We start from the raw sequence: 15424 nt of genomic DNA on the forward strand, positions 1-15424 counted from the left end.
GCACCATGCCTCGTGAGCAGGGAGAAAAGCTCATCGCGTCGAACAAGAAGGCGCGTCACGACTACGCCATCGAGAAGACGTACGAAGCGGGTCTCGTTCTGACGGGAACCGAAGTGAAGTCGCTGCGCCAGGGGCGCGCGAATCTCACCGATGGGTACGCCTACATCGACGGGGGACAGGCGTTCCTCGACGCCGTGCACATTCCCGAGTATTCGCAGGGTCACTGGACGAACCATTCGGCCAAGCGCACCCGGAAGCTGCTGCTGCACAAAGACGAGATCGTGAGGCTCTCGCACGCCGTGGCGGCCGGCGGCTACACCCTCGTCCCCCTGCGGCTGTACTTCCTCGACGGGCGGGCGAAGGTCGAGATCGCCGTCGCCAAGGGTAAGCGCGAGTTCGAGAAGCGGCAGACGATCCGCGAGCGCGAAGACAAGCGCGAGGCCGAACGGGCCATGCGCACGAAGAACCGCCTCGGCGACTGAGCGCCGACGGCTCACTCCGCGCGGAAGCGCCCTTCCACGGTCGAGGTCACGACGATCTCGGGCGGTTGCAGGCTGAACGACGGTCCATTGTCGGCCGACATCGCGCGAGCGGCGAACGGCCCGACATTCTCGGGGCGGGCCGCCAGGAGCCCGGCATCCGCGATCTCGACAGCGGCGACGGATGCCAGCCCCAAGGCGTCCGCGTACGCGGTGGCGCGTTCCACCGCGACGTGCACGGCGTCGGCGGCGACGTCGCGCTCCACACGGGCGCGGGTCTCAGCAGACAGGCGCCACTCCACAGCGGTGACCTGCACGTCGTCCGACTCGGCGACGTCGCCCAGCCACCACGACAGGGCTCCTGCGTCGGTGAAGGTGGCCGAAAGCTCAACGGCGGCGTGATGGACGAGGGGGAGTTGCACCCCGTCGTTGTTCCAGGGGCGGTCCGACCAGACCGACACGCGCGCGCTCGACCACTCGGACACCTCTCCGGAGCGAAGGTGGGCGACGAGCCCGTCCTGGACGGAGGAGGCTCGTTCCTGGGCCCGTTCGACGACGGGTCCGCGGGCGGGTCCGTCGGTCACCACGGTGACGCGGACGGCGGCTTCCTCGGCGCGCACGCGGGCGTTGCTCTCTCCTCGCACGGTGATGACGACCTCGCTCATGCCGTGAGCCTACGTGAGGATGGTCGGCGGGTGGCCCCGGCCCGGGGCGCCGCGGACCGTCGTGAGGAGTTCGTGGTCGACACGCCGTGGGATGGATGCCGCGGGCGGCGCGCCGTGAACGGACTCCGCGCAACGGCCCGGGGTGCCGAGGGAATCACGGAGCCTCGTGAGACGTTGTACACTGTGATGCTCGGGTCCCGCTGACGAAGACGGTTCCCGAGGTGGTAATTCAACAGTGTGACAGTGGCCGCTCCTGACGGAGTTCCCGGGGCTGATCGGTTTCGACAGCGCCTGCGAACCCGCGAGAAGCGGGCCGAGGATGTGGGGTTATCTCGTAAACGCTCCCTGCAAAACAATAAGTGCCGATGCTAAGCGCACTGACTTCGCCCTCGCTGCCTAAGCGAGCCCGATAGTCCGTCAGACCGTGTGTGACCCCGCCACGGATCCTGGCGTCATTTAGGGGTCTTGCTGTGTGACGGCGTCTGGACGTCATACGGGACTTTTCCCAGGCTGGGCTTGTCGACTTAGGTGTCTGTGACAAAGGTCGGAGCCGAGCAGAACGTCTTCACAGACTGCGCCCGGAGAAAACGCGGAGACCCAGCGTTGGACGGGGGTTCGATTCCCCCCAGCTCCACGAGCCACTGTCACCTCGACGACGCCCTCGCTCTCACCCGTTTCGGTGGGGGCGGGGGCGTCGTCGTTTCCCCGGAGGCTCAGACGGCCGAGCGGGTACGAATGTCGGTCTCGTCGGACACACCGTTGAGCTCGAGGTAGATCCGACCCTCGGTGCGGGTGAGGGTGGCGGTGCTGCGTCGTTCGAGGTGCCCGGCCATCCGCTCGACGAACCCGGGCTCGAAGCTGTGCAACAGCACGTCCTCTCCCCGGTGGATCCGCTTCCCGGCCCACGCAGCGGCGACCTTGTCGGGGTCGCGGTGCGTGTAGACGGCGGTGCGAGCGGCCTTCATGCTGCCGGTGTGCAGGCGCGCGGCATCCGGGGCCCCGACCTCGATCCACGCGACCAGCGCGCCCGTCAGGTCGCGGACGAGGACGGCGGGCTCGTCTGTGGCCGAGATGCCCTCGCTGAAATCGATGCCCTCCTCGTACTCGAGGCAGTAGGCCAGCACACGCGTCAGCATGTACGCGTCGGTTTCGGACGGATGCCGCGCCACCCGGATCGACAGTTCGTCGTACACGCCGCGATCGACGTCGGAGAGCTGCACCGTGAAGGTATGAATGGTCGCGCCGATAGCCACGAGGGTCGAGCCTACGCGAGTGCTTGTCGCCGCCCTCGCCGAGCGCTTAGCGTCGAGGGATGCCAGATCCTCGCGCGCTCCGCATCGACGTCGGCCCGTTCCACTTGGCACCCACGCCCGACGCCGCAACGTGGACCGCCGTTCCGCGCGCGGGCGCCGGGGGAGAGGCATCCGGGATCACGGCGAGCTGGAGCGACTGGGTCGCCTTCGCCGAACGCGTTCGCCGTGCCGATGAGTTGTGGCGCGAACGCGAAGCGCGCGGAGACGCGTGGGACGAGGGGTTCGTCGCGGCGAAGGATGCCGCGGCGGTCAATCCGTATCGCTGACTCCGGTCAGGAGGGACCCTCGACGAGGAGGAGACTCTGACGCGTGTCGGCGAGCTTGACCCAGCCGTCTCCGAAGAGGTAGGTGATGCCGTATCCGTCGCTGTCTTTGCTGATCGCCCACGCGGGGTTCTCGGTGATGTAGGTGCCGGCGGGGCCATCTTCGCGGCGCCAGCCCGAGGCGAGCAGATCGCGCTCGGCCTCGGCGGCGCCGGCCTCGTCGATCGGGGCCCAGCCGAACATCTGCACCCGGTCCGTGGTGATCTTCTGGTCACCCCACTTGCACTGGATGCCCCCGTCGATCTCGGTCGCGCCGATACGGAACGGTTCAGCGCTGACGCTCCACCCCAGACTGAGAAAGTCGTCGGCGGTGCTCTGGGGGATGATCGTCTCGCACGTGGGGTCGCCCGCCGCTTCTGGCTCCGTGCTCTCCTGGGGGGCGGAGGCCTGCGGTGTGGCTCCGTCGCTCGGGGTCGCCGCGGCCGCGGTCGGGACGGGAGCCGGTGCAGAACAGCCGGTCAGCGCGACGGCCGTGAGGGCGGCGGCCGCGAGGGCAAGAGCGAGCCGACGGGTCACGCGCTGCCCTCGTCGTGGACGAGGGCGAAGAAGGCGTCGTGCAGGATGCCGTTCGTCGCGAACGACGACGCTGCATCGAGGCGGTCGGAACCGTCGAAGGCGGTGAACCGCCCGCCCGCCTCCCGCACGATCGCCGCGATCGCCGCGATGTCGTACTCCTTCACACCGAACTCGGCGACGAGCTCGAGACGCCCCTCGGCGAGCCACATGTAGGGGAGGGCGTCTCCGTACCCGCGATCGCGCCATACGGCGCGCGACAACCGGTCAAGGGTCGGCAGCAGATCGACATCGTTCCACTGCTCGATGCTCTGAAAGCTGATGCTGGAGCGCGACACGTCATCGACGTCGGACACATGAATTCGGCGCGGTTCGCCTCCGGGGGTGTTCGTCCAGGCACCGTGGCCCGTGGCCGCCCACCAGCGGCGCCCGAGCGCGGGCTGACTCACGACTCCGACGACCGGCACCCCATCGACGCTCAGCGCGATCAGAGTTGCCCAGATCGGGATGCCGCGCATGTAGTTGTGGGTGCCGTCGATCGGGTCGATCACCCAGCGCCGCGAGGTGTCGCCCGAGGTGCCGTACTCCTCGCCCAGGATGGCGTCGTCGGAGCGCTCGGCGTCGAGGATTTCTCGGATCGCGCGCTCCGTCGCCAGGTCGGCTTCGGTGACGTGCGAACGGTCGGCCTTCGTATCGATGCGGAGGTCGTCGGCATCGAAGCGCGCCATCGCGACCGCGTCAGCGGCATCGGCCAGGCGCAGAGCGAGCGCGAGGTCGTCGGCGAGGGCGGGGAGGGTCTCGTCGGGGGTGTGTGACACGGCTCCAGGATAACCGGCGACCCTGGGCCGATTTGGTGAGGCCCTGTCACGCCTGGTAACGTAATCCCTCGGTTCGGAACGTGAGTTTCGGCCCGCGGAACGCACCTCTAGCTCAATCGGCAGAGCAACTGACTCTTAATCAGTGGGTTCTGGGTTCGAGTCCCAGGGGGTGCACCGACAAACCGCCTCGCACGATGTTTTCTCGTGCGAGGCGGTTTTCTTTTGCGCTCATCCATTCAGACGACATCGGCCCTGCGTAGTCTGAACCCGTGGCGAGAAAGCTGTACGGCCTCACGCGGCGAACGCACGTCGCGCTCCTCGGCTTCTCCCTCCTCGTGCTTGTCGGCTTCGTCGTCCTCGCCGCGCTGAGCGCCACGCTGCTGGACTACTCGGTGGCGCAGTGGGCCGTCGCGGGGTTCCTGATGCTCTGGGCGTGTGCGACGGTCGCGTGGGAGGTTCGGGTGCTTGTGCTCTTCCGCACGGGGCGCGCCGACGGAGACGAGTGACGTCTCGGGGGTCGAGAACGCCCGTCTGTCCGGGAAGATGTCCCCATGGCCGATGACGAGATCTGGGACGTGACCGACATCCACGGAACGCCGACCGGGACGCTGCACCGGCGCGGCGACGGCCCGGTACCCGAGGGGGCGTTCCACATCGTGGCATCCGTCTGTGTCGTCTCGTCGACCGGACGGCTGCTCGTCAGCCTCCGTGCGCCGGGGAAGGACTACCCGCTCGCGTGGGAGTTCCCGGCGGGCAGCGCCCTCCGGGCCGAATCGAGCAGGCGTGGCGCTTCGCGCGAGCTCGAAGAGGAGACGGGGCTCGTCATCGCGCCCGACGACCTCGTGCTCGTCGGGCGCGTGGTCGAGGAACGCGCGCTGTTCGATCTCTGGCTCGGGAGGGTCGAGGGGGAGCCCGTGCCCGTGCCCGATCCCGAAGAGGTGCAGGATGCCGAGTGGGTGACGCTCGACGAGGTGAAGCGCCGCTGGCAGGCGGGGATGTTCGCTTCGCCGTGGAACGCCCGCTTCGAGCAGCTGTGGGACACGCTGGCGCACGAGGCGACGCGCGTCGCCTGACGGTCCTGCAGCGCACGCACGCGACCCTGCCCCTCACAGCAGGCCCATGCGGGGCGGCATCCGGAGCCACCGGTCCCGCTCGTCCATGTGCCACGCCCTGACCCGGGACGTGGGCCGGCGCACCGCCGTGGACGGTCGCCGTCAGCCCTGGGAACTCCGGCGACGACGGCGGGCGTACTCGGCGGCGAAGAGCGCGGCCGAGATCACCGCGAGCACGGCGCAGGTCACCATGCCGCCGACGACCGTCGCGCCGCTGGCGACCGTTCCGTCGCTGAACGGGGTGTCGATATGGAGCGCATCGTTGAAGGTGAGTCCGGCGCCCACGAGGAAGAGGATGAGGATCACGATGGCCGCGATGCCGAACCCGGGGATCCGGCGGGCGACCGCGGGTACGCGCGCAGGAAGGGCGGGCGGGCGGGGGATGTCTTCGACGGCCCGCGCGGGCCGATCCACAATCGCGTCGACACCGACCGAGGCGTCGATCCCTCTGATGATCTCGCGAGAGAGGTTCGCGTAGAGAGTGGGCTCCACGACGACCTGGAACCCATCGACGCCGGTCAGGCGACGAGCGCCGTCCGGCCAGCGCTCGAGGAGGACGCAGTCGTCGAAGGCCACGGTGTAGACGCGTCCGTGCTCCCGCAGACTGATTCCGTCGGGGGCGATGTACAGGGCGTGATCCTTCACGCCGAAGAGGGGATGCACCCGTCCCGTGACGGCCGTCTCCGACGACGGGCTGAGGGTCCGGAAGCTCTCATCCGGAACCTCACCTGTTGGCGATTGTGCGAGGGCGGATGCGAAGAGTTGCTCCGCGACCTCGCGAATGTCGTCGATGCTGACGGCGGTTCGACGTCGATCCCGTTCGACGGGCGTAACGATGTCGTGTCCCATCACGATCTCCGTTGCGAGTTCGGGGAGACTCTCTGCGAACTCGAGGGGGGAGGGTTCTGCGCGCGGAGTGTGTGCCGAAGCGTGGAGATCATCGACGTCGATGTCGCCCGATCGCACCCGCGAGAGGATCTCGAACACTCGGGCGACGAGCTCCGACTGGTTCTCCGGCTTGGCATCGGCGGCGATGCTGAGCCGGGAAGTATCGGCATCGATCGCTTCGATCTCGCAGGAGGCTGTGTACGACAGCGCTGCCTCGTGCCGCAGCCCGCGTGTCAACAGCCGGCTCACGAGCCGTGCGAACACCGACGCAGCAGGTGAGCGTGCGACGAGGGCATCGATGACGAGAAGGCTCGGCGGCCCGGGGAAGACGGCCGGCATCGACTCCAGGATGGTGGAGGGGGGAAACCGCTCGGCGAATCCCCGTCGGCAGGTATGCTTCGAGCCCCTCCGGCAGGTGCTCTCCTGAGATCCAGCCGATGACGTTGCCGCCGGTGAAGTACCGAGCGAGCCACTCCCGGACGTCGGCCTCGGTGATCGCATCGAGCCCGGCGGCGCCGTACCCGTTCAGTCCGCGGCCCTGGGCGCCGTGACGTTCCAGCCGGTGGCGCGCGGCCGCCGCCCAGGAGTGGCCGAGTTCCTCGGTCTGCAGAATGTTCTTCTCCCGGGGGATCCGCTCCCACGGAAGGCCGCGGCCGAGTGCAGAGGTCACGCCGTTGAGGAAGGTCACGATCTGCTCAGACGTGCCCTGCGCGTAAAAATGCGTCGTCAGCTCGCGAGTGACGCCGCCGTACGGGAAGTGGCTCTCGTGCAGACCGGAGAGCGCCAGGTGCTCGATGAGATGGGTGATGCCGGCTCGGGAGAGGCGCTCGTCCGCCCATCCGACGCGGAAGATGAGCCCTCCCGACATCCGACCGGGTCGGCGGGCGAACAGCACCGGAAAGCCGGCGGTCTCATCGACGGCGACGTCGTCGCCCCAGGGGGCGAGCGCGGACATCACGCGCGCGACATCGGTCACGTCGTCGGTGATGTCGCCGACCATTTCCGCGTCTGTCACCGCGACCTCCTCCACGCACCGTGTGCACAGTTTCGCAGATGGGCGCGGCGTCGACGGCGCGGCCGGAGGCAAAGGTCACGGCATCCGAAAGCACCCGGCCGCCGACGTGTCGCCGGGGCCGGGTGCGCCGCTTTCCGTGGGACTCAGGCCGCGTCTCCGATCAAGACTGCGGCGCCCTCATCAGCGGCATCCGGGTGCGTGTTGTCGACGTGGGCGAGCGTCTTGCGGCCCAGCAGGATGCAGGCGGCGGCGATGAGCACCGAGCCACCCGCCATGACGTAGGGCACACCCGCGCCGGCCGCGTGCCACAGGAAGGCGGCCAGCGGCGGGGCGACGGCGCCGCCCAGGAAGCGGACGGCGGAGTACGCCGACGACGCGACCGAGCGGGGGAGGTCGGTGGCCTCCATGACCGCCTCGGTGAGGGCGGTGTTGACGACGCCGAGCACGAGACCGCCGACGACGATGCAGACGACCAGCGCCGTGGGCGAGGTGACCACGACGGCCGCGACGAGAAGGTCCACCGCGAGGAGAGGCAGCGCGAGAAGCAGGACCGAGGTCAGTCGCATCCGGCGGAGCAGAATCGGCGCGACCCAGACACTCGTGATCGCCAACGCCACACCCCACCCGAAGAACGTCAGCCCGATGCCCATCGCGCCGAATCCGAGGGGGAACGGCGAGAACGCCAGCAGCGTGAAGAATCCGATGTTGTAGAACAGTGCGGTCGCGGCGAGGATCGCGAGAGCCGGACGGCCGAGGGCGCGGAAGGGCGCGCTGAAGGGGATCGGCGTCCGGGCGGGGGCGGGACCGCGCAGCAGGACGGCGACGGCGACGAACGCGATGGCCATGAGGACGACGACACCGAAGAACGGTCCGCGCCAACTCGCCTCGCCCAGGATGCCGCCGAGGAGCGGGCCCACGGCGATACCGAGGCCGAGAGCGGCTTCGTAAAGGATGATCGCCGCCGAGCTTCCGCCGGAGGCGGCTCCGACGATGGTCGCGAGGGCGGTCGAGATGAAGAGCGCGTTGCCCAGACCCCAACCCGCACGGAAACCGATCACCGCGTCGACACTCCCGCTCAGCGCGCAGAACAGGGAGAACACGACGATGAGAGCGAGGCCGACGAGCAGGGTGGCCTTGGCGCCGATCCGGCTCGAGATCCAGCTGGTCACGAGCATCGCGAGGCCCGTCACGACGAGATAGCTCGTGAAGAGCAGTTCCGTCTCGACCGGCGTCGCCTGCAGCGAGTCGGCGATGGCGGGGAGGATCGGGTCGACGAGGCCGATACCCATGAAGGCGACGACGCACGCGAACGCGACCGCCCACACCTGCGCGGGCTGCTTCCACACGCTCGGGGCTGTGGCGGCGCTCACCGGACGACCTCGGGCTGCAGTCCGACGCGGGCCGACAGGGCGCCGGCGGCGACGCTCACGGCTTCCCATTCGGCATCCGTCAGGTCGGCGACGTGCGGTGCGAGCGCGGCGCTGAGCTGGCTGAGCCACCGTTCGAGCGCGGCGAGGCCCTCGTCGGTGGCGGTGATGACGCTGACCCGCGAATCGTCGGGGTCGGCCTCCCGTGCGACGAGGCCCGCATCGTTCAGCTGATGCACCAGGCGGGTCATGCCGGGTTGGGTCACGCGGCTGAGCGTCGCGAGGTCTCCGAGGCGCTGGGGGCCGTGGTCTCGCAGGAGTGTCAAGGTCCGCCACTGGGCGGCGGGAGCGTCGTTCTGGGTGTCGAGGGCCGCGATGCGCGTCAGGGCGTGCACCGCGAGCAGCAATCTCTGGAGGTCATCATCGCGGGTCATATAAGAAGCATAGCGCAGATATATACCTGCGGTATGTACCAGGAGTGGTCGCGTCGCGCACGGGTGTCTCGCCGTGCGAGACGACGAGATGGCCGTGAGCTCGCGTCCGTCCCCGAGCCCGAGGCGCTCACGCCCAGACGACGAATCCCCCCACCGCCGTGGCGACGGCCAGGAGCAACAGCAGGAGATTCATCGGCACCACCTTGCCCTCGCCGCGACGCAGGTGGAAGACGACCGCCCCCACCTGGACGAGCACGAGCCCGATTGCGGCGAGGGGCGCCAGGACCGGGACGACGCCCGTCAGGGGAGGCAGCACCAGGCCGAGGGCCCCCAGCACCTCGATCACCCCGATGAAGCGGACGAGGGGCAGCGGCACGTCCTTCGCCCAGCCGATGCCGGCGGCGACGAGGGCATCGGGGGAGCGGAGGGCCTTCATCGCTCCGGCGGCCAGATAGGCGAGCGCCAGCACGCCGGCGATGATCCAGGAGGCGATCAACATTCGAGTGTTCCTTCGGGTGAGCAGACCGTGTGTCGAGGTCATCGCCTCGGCGGCTGCGCCGGGACGGGTGGGTGTGCGGGATTCAGCTGCGCGAACGCGCATTCCAGATGAGTGGTGCCCGGCGCAGCCAGGTGTCGTCCTCGAGCGAATCGAGGAGGAACCGGGCGACCTCCGTCCGACTGACGCTCATGCCGGGCTTCTCGTCTCCGACGAGGGCCGCACGCAGTGGCCCGCTCGGGGGTGTGTCGGTGAGCGCGACGGAGCGGGCGAGCACCCAGTCCGCGTCGGACGCGCGGACGACCGCGTCGACGCCGTGGTGGTCGTTGTAGCCGTGCCGGATGCCGGAGCTCTTGATCAGCGCCTTGAAGAGGGGGTTCAGGGACGGCCAGGAATCCCCGGCGCCGACGGTGGAGGCGACCGCGATCCGGCGGATGCCGTTCTCCTGCATCACCGTCAGCGCGTCGCGCGTGGCGTCGGTCATGAACGTCGGGGGACTCACCGACTTCGCCCACGGGTTGTCGCTGGTGCGGGAGTTGTTCAAGGCACTGACGACCGCGTCCGCGCCGTCGACCGCGCGGCGCAGGTCATCGATCTTCGCGGGCGTCCCCGGGATCAGCTCGACGGCGTCGGGAACGTCGAGAGCGTCGGGTCTGCGGACGAGCGCCCGAACACGGTGACCGCGCTCGACGGCCTGCCTGACGACGTGAATACCTGTGCGACCGCTGCCGCCGAGAACGAGGAGAGTGGTCATGGAGAAGGTCCTTTCGGCTGATACGCACCGATGATCTGGCAACATCTTTCTCAGTGCGTTCAAGGGAGTGGAAAATGGTGTCACCGCGGACGATCAGTGGACCGTGTCGGGCGTGGCCGGAGGAGAGCGCCTTCATCCGGGAGGTGCTCGACCGCATCGGCGACAAGTGGACGGTGCTGGTCGTGAGTACCCTGGGCGGTGAGCCGCTGCGGTACTCGGATCTGCAGGCGAGCATTCCGGGTATATCCCAGCGCATGCTCACCGTCACGCTGAAGGCCCTCGAACGCGACGGGTTGCTCACGAGGACGGCGTACCCCGAGGTGCCGCCTCGCGTCGAGTACGCCCTCACAGACCTCGGACGGTCCTTGCTCGACGCCGTGATGGCACTGGCGGGGTGGGCGGCGAACCACCACGAAGCCGTCGCCGAGAGCCGACGCGGGCACGAGGTCAGCGGGGTGGGACGCGCGAAGGCCCGCTGACGAGTTCTTCGTCGTCCTGCCCGGGGAAGGGCAGTGCGCATGCGTCCCCCGCGGGATCGCACGCCGTGGCACCGTCGTCGCCGACGGATCGCAGGGTGGGTGCGACGTTGCCGGGGGTGCTCATCCGGCGCCCACGGGCGCTTCGGCGACCGCGGTCTCCAGTGCACGCGCGTATCCCTCGATCGACTGCGCGCCCGAGGCGGCGAAGCGGCGGTCGAACACCGTGAAGGGAACGCCGCGGACGCCGAGCTCTCGGCCCTCTTCCACATCGGCCCGCACCGCGTCGGCGTACTCGTCGCTTGTCAACACCTCGCGAACGCGCTCCGCGGACAGTCCGATTTCGTCGGCCGTCCGGGCCAGAGCCGCCGCGTCGAACGGGTTGCTCTCGCCGGCGAAGAAGCGATCTTGCACCCGTGAGAAGAACTCGAGTCCCGAGCCCGCCTCTTCGGCGTACTGCACCACGCGATGGAAGTCGAAGGTGTTCGCGTTCAGTCGGTCGAGTGAGAACGCGAGCCCTTCACTCTGCGCCAGTGCCTGGATCCCGCGCTCGGCCTGCAAGACGACTTCCGCGTTTCCGCCGTGCGAGCGGATGAAGGCGCTTTCGATCGACTCCGGTGTGTGCGGCGCGTCCGGGTTCAGCTCGAAGGAGCGGATCTTCACCTCGAACCGGTCGGCATCCGGCCGGGCGTCGATGGCGTGCTGGAGTCGATGCTTGCCGACGTAGCACCACGGGCAGCCCACGTCTGCCCAGACCTCGATGAGGATCGGTGTCGGTTCGGCGGTGTCGGTGGATGACATGCTCTTTACCTCACTAACAGTTCGTAGCCCCATTGTGAGTCTGTTGATCGACGCGTACAAAAGGCACTTCGAGGTGCGTTCCGCAGGTCGACGTGCATCGGTCCGGTGCGGCCGACTCAGCGGGACGCGAGCCGTGTCGTCAGCTGGTGCGCGTGTGCGAGCAGGGTGCGACCGAGCTCGCTGAGCCGCTCCCCGGAGAACCGGAACTCCACGCCCGTCAGGCTCAACGCCCACTGCGGCTGGCCGACGCGATCGAAGACCGCCGCGCCCAGACCCCAGCTCCCCTCGACGATGAGGCCGGGATTGACGGCGTATCCCCGCTCCTGCGTGTCGCGGACGCGCGTTCGAAGCCGCGCGGGCGAGTGGGACGTGCCCCATCGCTGCGGGAGGTCGTTCTGGCGGTCGAGATAGGCGTCCACATCATGGGTAGGGAGGAACGCGAGGATGGCGAGGCCTGCGGAGGCGACCCCGAGAGGGAACCGCACGCCCTCCGACAGCACGAACGAACGGATCGGGAAGCTCCCGTCCTCGCGCACGAGGCAGACCGTCTCGTCACCGCGACGCACCGAGAGGAACGCACTCTCCTCCGTGCGGACAGCCAGTGAGCGGACGATGTCGCGCGCGGTGCTGGTGATATCGAATCGGGATGCCGCGACACTGCCCATCAGATAGAGCTCCGGACCGGGCAGCCAGCGCCCCGTCGCCTCGTCGCGGTCGACGAGACCCTCTGCGCGCAGTGCGCTGAGGAGTCGATGGGCGGTGGGGCGGGTGAGGTCGCCGTCGCGGGCGAGGTCGCCGACCGTGGCGCCGTTCGCTCCGGCCGCGGTGACCCGACGGAGCAGGGCCGCGGCGCGGGCGATCGCCTGAGCGCCGGGGACGCTCGCCGGAGAACGAGTTGGAGAGGGAGTGTCCACGATGTGGACGCTAGACCCCGTGGCATCCATATCGCAAGCATGCGCTGGCTCCGTGGAGACGTGCGCGCCGACGATGAGAGGACGCAGACACGAAGGAGTTCGCGTGATCGACAAGACCTGGACCTCGGCCGCCGACGCGGTCTCCGACGTTCCCGACGGTGCCTCGATCGCCGTCGGCGGGTTCGGCCTCTCGGGCAACCCCATCGCCCTCATCGAGGCCCTTCTCGCCCAGGGAACCCGCGACCTCTCGGTCGTCTCGAACAACTGCGGCGTCGACGACTGGGGGCTCGGCATCCTGCTGGGCGCCGGACGCATCCGGAAGATGACCTCCTCGTACGTCGGCGAGAACAAGGAGTTCGAGCGGCAGTTCCTCTCGGGCGAGTTGGAGCTCGAGCTGACTCCGCAGGGGACACTCGCGGAGAAGCTCCGCGCCGGCGGCGCGGGCATCGCGGCGTTCTACACGCAGACGGGGGTGGGCACCCAGGTGGCCGAGGGCGGTCTGCCCCAGCGCTACGACGGAGTCGGCGGCATCGCGGTCGCCTCTCCCGCGAAAGACGTGCGGGTGTTCGAGGTGAACGGCGAATCGCGCGAGTTCGTCCTCGAAGAGGCCATCACGACGGACTTCGCCCTGGTCCACGCCTGGAAAGGCGACCGTCACGGCAACCTCGTGTTCCGGAAGGCGGCGCGCAACTTCAACCCGCTCGCGGCGATGGCGGGCCGCGTCTGCGTCGCGCAGGTCGAACACCTCGTGGAGCCCGGCGAGATCGAGGCCGACGATGTCCACCTCCCGGGGGTGTTCGTGCACCGGATCGTCGACGTGGGGTCCGGCATCGAGAAGCGCATCGAGAAGCGCACCGTCCGCGAAGGGAACAGCTGATCATGGCCCTCACCCGTGTCCAGATGGCGGCTCGCGCCGCCCGCGAACTCGCCGACGGTGCCTACGTGAACCTCGGCATCGGCCTGCCGACGCTCGTCCCGAATCACGTGCCCGACGACGTGACCGTCGTGTTGCAGTCGGAGAACGGCATCCTCGGCGTCGGCCCGTATCCGACGGAGGATGCGGTGGATGCCGACCTCATCAACGCCGGCAAGGAGACGGTGACCACTCTCCCCGGCTCCGCCTTCTTCGACTCCGCGCTGAGCTTCGGGATGATCCGCGGCGGGAAGATCGACGCCGCGATCCTCGGGGCGATGCAGGTATCGGCATCCGGAGACCTCGCGAACTGGATGATCCCCGGGAAGATGGTCAAAGGCCCCGGCGGCGCGATGGATCTCGTGCACGGCGCGGGTCGGGTCATCGTGCTCATGGAGCACGTCGCGAAGGACGGCTCGCCCAAGATCGTCGATGCGTGCTCGCTGCCGCTCACCGGGCGTGGCGTTGTGGATCGCATCATCACCGACCTCGCCGTGATCGATGTGACGGAGGATGGACTCGTCCTCGTCGAGCTCGCCCCGGGCGTCAGCGTCGACGAGGTGCGGGATGCCACGGAGCCCCCGCTGACCGTGAGACTCACCGAGGAGATCGCATGAGCACTGAGAACGATGTCGTCATCGTCGCTGCTGCACGCACGCCGCAGGGGCGCCTGAAGGGCCGACTCGCGCCGCTGACCGCCGTGCAGCTCGGCGCTGCCGCGATCCGCGGCGCCCTCGAGCGTGGCGGCATTCCTGCGCAGACCGTCGACGCCGTCCTCGTCGGGCAGGTGCTGCAAGCGGGTGCGGGGCAGAACGCGGCGCGTCAGGCGGCGATCGGTGCGGGGATCGGCTGGGACGTCCACGCCGCCACGGTCAACAAGGTGTGCCTGTCGGGCCTGACCGCGATCATCGACGCCGCCCGCATGCTGCGCCTCGGCGACGCCACGGTCGTCGTGGCTGCGGGGATGGAATCGATGACGCGCGCCCCGCACCTGCTCATGAACTCCCGCGAGGGCTATGCCTACGGTTCGGTCGAGGTGCTCGACCATCTCGCGTACGACGGTCTCACCGATGCCTACGACCGGGAGAGCATGGGCGCCTCCACCGAGCGTGCCAACGCCCGGTTCGAGGTGACGCGCGAGGCCCAGGACGCCGTCGCCGCCCGCTCGCACCAGCGTGCCGCCGCGGCTCAGGCCGAGGGCATCTTCGACGCCGAGATCATGCCGGTCGAGATCCCGCAGCGAAAGGGTGACCCGGTCGTCGTCACGGCCGACGAGGGGATCCGCGCCGACACGACCGTCGAGACGCTCGCGAAGCTGCGTCCCGCTTTCGCCGAGGGGGGCTCCATCACCGCCGGGAACGCCTCGCAGATCTCCGACGGTGCGTCTGCCGTGGTCGTGACCACCCGCGCCGTCGCCGAGGCACACGGGTGGGCGGTCCTCGCCGTCGTGGGGGCGGCCGGACAGGTCGCCGGTCCCGACAACTCCCTGCACGCGCAGCCCGCCCGCGCGATCGCGAAAGCACTCGAGAAACAGGGGCTGGTGGCATCCGATCTCGATCTGGTCGAGATCAACGAGGCGTTCGGCGCCGTGGTCGCTCGATCTCAGGCGGAGCTCGGCATCTCCGACGAGATCGTCAACCCGCACGGCGGTGGCATCGCGATCGGCCACCCCATCGGGGTCTCAGGAAACCGCCTGGTCGTCCACGCCGTCCACGAGCTCGTGCGGCGGGGGAGCGGCACCGCGGCGGTCGCGCTCTGCGGCGGCGGCGGCCAAGGCGATGCGCTGATCCTCACCCGCTGACGCGGGCGTCGGGAAACACGAACCGGATGCCGCACCTCACGGTCGCGGCATCCGGTCGTGTCCGTCTGCGGTCAGCGCGCGAGGCGCTTCTTGAACAGTTTCTGCTGCTTCTTGGCGACGGGGGAGTCGCCCGCGATCACGCGACCGCGGCGGGCACGGCGCGTGTCGACGACCGATCCGATCGCCAGCGCGAGCGTGATGCCCCAGCTGAGCCACGCGAGCGCCGTGCGCCAGGTGAAGGGTTCGTCGTTACGCAAAGCGCGCAGGAGCGTGATGCCACCCGTGATGGCACTGAGAAGACCCGTTCCGAAGATGTACTGGCGCATGCGCCCAACCTACCGA

Annotated in this window: 21 protein-coding genes, 1 tRNA gene and 1 other RNA gene; 10 read left to right on the forward strand and 13 right to left on the reverse strand. The window is 69.1% G+C overall.

Translation table 11 applies throughout. From position 1 onward, the window contains the following. The first annotated feature begins 5 nt into the window (after positions 1-5). On the forward strand, positions 6-482 hold the full coding sequence (smpB, locus tag PIR02_15095) for an SsrA-binding protein SmpB (GenBank protein WZH36078.1): 477 nt from the start codon (positions 6-8) through the stop codon (positions 480-482). Positions 483-493: 11 nt separating this feature from the next. Here smpB and PIR02_15100 read toward each other — a convergent pair whose 3' ends face one another. After that, entirely contained in the window at positions 494-1144 is a 651-nt protein-coding gene (locus PIR02_15100) for an SIMPL domain-containing protein (protein WZH36079.1), read from the reverse strand. A gap of 267 nt (positions 1145-1411) precedes the next feature. On the opposite strand from PIR02_15100, the gene ssrA reads away from it, so the two are divergent. Next, positions 1412-1781: a transfer-messenger RNA gene (gene ssrA / locus PIR02_15105) on the forward strand. A 76-nt stretch (positions 1782-1857) separates the two neighbouring features. Here ssrA and PIR02_15110 read toward each other — a convergent pair. Continuing rightward, positions 1858-2397: a YaeQ family protein gene (locus tag PIR02_15110; GenBank protein ID WZH36080.1), complete on the reverse strand. Its 540-nt coding sequence runs from the start codon at positions 2395-2397 to the stop codon at positions 1858-1860. 59 nt (positions 2398-2456) lie between these two features. Here PIR02_15110 and PIR02_15115 point away from each other — a divergent pair, with 59 nt between their 5' ends. Then, positions 2457-2723, forward strand: coding sequence for a hypothetical protein (locus tag PIR02_15115; protein ID WZH36081.1), 267 nt, complete (start codon positions 2457-2459; stop codon positions 2721-2723). A 6-nt stretch (positions 2724-2729) separates the two neighbouring features. Here the strand turns inward: PIR02_15115 and PIR02_15120 are convergent, their stop codons facing one another. Continuing rightward, the gene (locus PIR02_15120) at positions 2730-3296 is read right to left on the reverse strand and encodes a hypothetical protein (GenBank protein WZH36082.1); all 567 of its coding nucleotides are present in this window, start codon (positions 3294-3296) and stop codon (positions 2730-2732) included. Beyond that, positions 3293-4111, reverse strand: coding sequence for a histidinol phosphatase (locus PIR02_15125; GenBank protein WZH36083.1), 819 nt, complete (start codon positions 4109-4111; stop codon positions 3293-3295). Before PIR02_15125 ends, PIR02_15120 begins: the two co-directional genes overlap by 4 nt. A gap of 101 nt (positions 4112-4212) precedes the next feature. Here PIR02_15125 and PIR02_15130 point away from each other — a divergent pair. From PIR02_15130 to PIR02_15140, 3 genes are all read left to right on the forward strand, one after another. Further along, a tRNA-Lys gene (locus tag PIR02_15130) sits at positions 4213-4285 on the forward strand. 95 nt (positions 4286-4380) lie between these two features. Beyond that, the gene (locus tag PIR02_15135) at positions 4381-4617 is read left to right on the forward strand and encodes a hypothetical protein (GenBank protein ID WZH36084.1); all 237 of its coding nucleotides are present in this window, start codon (positions 4381-4383) and stop codon (positions 4615-4617) included. A gap of 45 nt (positions 4618-4662) precedes the next feature. Next, on the forward strand, positions 4663-5184 hold the full coding sequence (locus PIR02_15140; GenBank protein ID WZH36085.1) for an NUDIX domain-containing protein: 522 nt from the start codon (positions 4663-4665) through the stop codon (positions 5182-5184). 141 nt (positions 5185-5325) lie between these two features. On the opposite strand, the gene PIR02_15145 is transcribed toward PIR02_15140, so the two are convergent. From PIR02_15145 to PIR02_15170, 6 genes are all read right to left on the reverse strand, one after another. Next, the gene (locus PIR02_15145; GenBank protein WZH36086.1) at positions 5326-6072 is read right to left on the reverse strand and encodes a hypothetical protein; all 747 of its coding nucleotides are present in this window, start codon (positions 6070-6072) and stop codon (positions 5326-5328) included. 88 nt (positions 6073-6160) lie between these two features. Then, complete coding sequence (locus tag PIR02_15150) at positions 6161-7126, reverse strand: hypothetical protein (protein ID WZH36087.1); 966 nt, start codon at positions 7124-7126, stop codon at positions 6161-6163. Positions 7127-7269: 143 nt separating this feature from the next. Further along, on the reverse strand, positions 7270-8496 hold the full coding sequence (locus PIR02_15155) for an MFS transporter (GenBank protein WZH36088.1): 1227 nt from the start codon (positions 8494-8496) through the stop codon (positions 7270-7272). After that, positions 8493-8927, reverse strand: a complete 435-nt coding sequence (locus PIR02_15160; protein ID WZH36089.1) for a MarR family transcriptional regulator — start codon at positions 8925-8927, stop codon at positions 8493-8495. Before PIR02_15160 ends, PIR02_15155 begins: the two co-directional genes overlap by 4 nt. A 127-nt stretch (positions 8928-9054) precedes the next feature. After that, positions 9055-9426, reverse strand: a complete 372-nt coding sequence (locus tag PIR02_15165) for a DoxX family protein (GenBank protein ID WZH36090.1) — start codon at positions 9424-9426, stop codon at positions 9055-9057. Positions 9427-9508: 82 nt separating this feature from the next. Beyond that, entirely contained in the window at positions 9509-10177 is a 669-nt protein-coding gene (locus PIR02_15170) for an NAD(P)H-binding protein (protein WZH36091.1), read from the reverse strand. Between the two features lie 74 nt (positions 10178-10251). Between PIR02_15170 and PIR02_15175 the strand changes: the two genes are divergently transcribed. Continuing rightward, a complete protein-coding gene (locus tag PIR02_15175) occupies positions 10252-10656 on the forward strand; it encodes a helix-turn-helix domain-containing protein (protein ID WZH36092.1) in 405 nt (134 codons plus the stop codon). 120 nt (positions 10657-10776) lie between these two features. Here the strand turns inward: PIR02_15175 and PIR02_15180 are convergent, their stop codons facing one another. Both PIR02_15180 and PIR02_15185 read right to left on the reverse strand, forming a co-directional pair. Next, positions 10777-11454, reverse strand: a complete 678-nt coding sequence (locus PIR02_15180; protein WZH36093.1) for a DsbA family oxidoreductase — start codon at positions 11452-11454, stop codon at positions 10777-10779. Positions 11455-11570: 116 nt separating this feature from the next. Beyond that, positions 11571-12398 carry an IclR family transcriptional regulator gene (locus tag PIR02_15185; protein WZH36094.1) on the reverse strand — a complete coding sequence of 276 codons (828 nt, stop codon included), beginning with the start codon at positions 12396-12398 and terminating at the stop codon, positions 11571-11573. Between the two features lie 73 nt (positions 12399-12471). Between PIR02_15185 and PIR02_15190 the strand changes: the two genes are divergently transcribed. Genes PIR02_15190 through PIR02_15200 form a run of 3 tightly spaced genes read left to right on the forward strand, consistent with a single transcriptional unit; the run spans position 12472 to position 15082 of the window. After that, positions 12472-13245: a CoA transferase subunit A gene (locus tag PIR02_15190; GenBank protein ID WZH36095.1), complete on the forward strand. Its 774-nt coding sequence runs from the start codon at positions 12472-12474 to the stop codon at positions 13243-13245. Positions 13246-13247: 2 nt separating this feature from the next. Beyond that, entirely contained in the window at positions 13248-13898 is a 651-nt protein-coding gene (locus tag PIR02_15195; protein WZH36096.1) for a CoA transferase subunit B, read from the forward strand. Continuing rightward, positions 13895-15082 (forward strand): acetyl-CoA C-acetyltransferase, encoded by a 1188-nt coding sequence (locus PIR02_15200; GenBank protein WZH36097.1) that lies wholly within the window; start codon positions 13895-13897, stop codon positions 15080-15082. The genes PIR02_15195 and PIR02_15200 overlap by 4 nt, the downstream gene beginning before the upstream one ends. A gap of 71 nt (positions 15083-15153) precedes the next feature. Here the strand turns inward: PIR02_15200 and PIR02_15205 are convergent, their stop codons facing one another. After that, positions 15154-15408 carry a hypothetical protein gene (locus PIR02_15205; protein WZH36098.1) on the reverse strand — a complete coding sequence of 85 codons (255 nt, stop codon included), beginning with the start codon at positions 15406-15408 and terminating at the stop codon, positions 15154-15156. Between the last annotated feature and the right edge of the window lie 16 nt (positions 15409-15424).

Origin of the sequence: Microbacterium enclense (assembly GCA_038182865.1) — a bacterium.
GTDB classification, from domain to species: Bacteria; Actinomycetota; Actinomycetes; order Actinomycetales; family Microbacteriaceae; genus Microbacterium; species Microbacterium enclense_B.

What these genes read in the sequence shown, in the direction of transcription:
- smpB (WZH36078.1), top strand. Translation starts at nt 6, where the DNA reads ATGCCTCGTGAGCAGGGAGAAAAGCTCATCGCGTCGAACAAGAAGGCG.
- PIR02_15100 (WZH36079.1), bottom strand. Translation starts at nt 1,144, where the DNA reads ATGAGCGAGGTCGTCATCACCGTGCGAGGAGAGAGCAACGCCCGCGTG.
- PIR02_15115 (WZH36081.1), top strand. Translation starts at nt 2,457, where the DNA reads ATGCCAGATCCTCGCGCGCTCCGCATCGACGTCGGCCCGTTCCACTTG.
- PIR02_15140 (WZH36085.1), top strand. Translation starts at nt 4,663, where the DNA reads ATGGCCGATGACGAGATCTGGGACGTGACCGACATCCACGGAACGCCG.
- PIR02_15145 (WZH36086.1), bottom strand. Translation starts at nt 6,072, where the DNA reads ATGGGACACGACATCGTTACGCCCGTCGAACGGGATCGACGTCGAACC.
- PIR02_15160 (WZH36089.1), bottom strand. Translation starts at nt 8,927, where the DNA reads ATGACCCGCGATGATGACCTCCAGAGATTGCTGCTCGCGGTGCACGCC.
- PIR02_15165 (WZH36090.1), bottom strand. Translation starts at nt 9,426, where the DNA reads ATGTTGATCGCCTCCTGGATCATCGCCGGCGTGCTGGCGCTCGCCTAT.
- PIR02_15170 (WZH36091.1), bottom strand. Translation starts at nt 10,177, where the DNA reads ATGACCACTCTCCTCGTTCTCGGCGGCAGCGGTCGCACAGGTATTCAC.
- PIR02_15175 (WZH36092.1), top strand. Translation starts at nt 10,252, where the DNA reads ATGGTGTCACCGCGGACGATCAGTGGACCGTGTCGGGCGTGGCCGGAG.
- PIR02_15180 (WZH36093.1), bottom strand. Translation starts at nt 11,454, where the DNA reads ATGTCATCCACCGACACCGCCGAACCGACACCGATCCTCATCGAGGTC.
- PIR02_15185 (WZH36094.1), bottom strand. Translation starts at nt 12,398, where the DNA reads ATGGATGCCACGGGGTCTAGCGTCCACATCGTGGACACTCCCTCTCCA.
- PIR02_15195 (WZH36096.1), top strand. Translation starts at nt 13,248, where the DNA reads ATGGCCCTCACCCGTGTCCAGATGGCGGCTCGCGCCGCCCGCGAACTC.
- PIR02_15200 (WZH36097.1), top strand. Translation starts at nt 13,895, where the DNA reads ATGAGCACTGAGAACGATGTCGTCATCGTCGCTGCTGCACGCACGCCG.
- PIR02_15205 (WZH36098.1), bottom strand. Translation starts at nt 15,408, where the DNA reads ATGCGCCAGTACATCTTCGGAACGGGTCTTCTCAGTGCCATCACGGGT.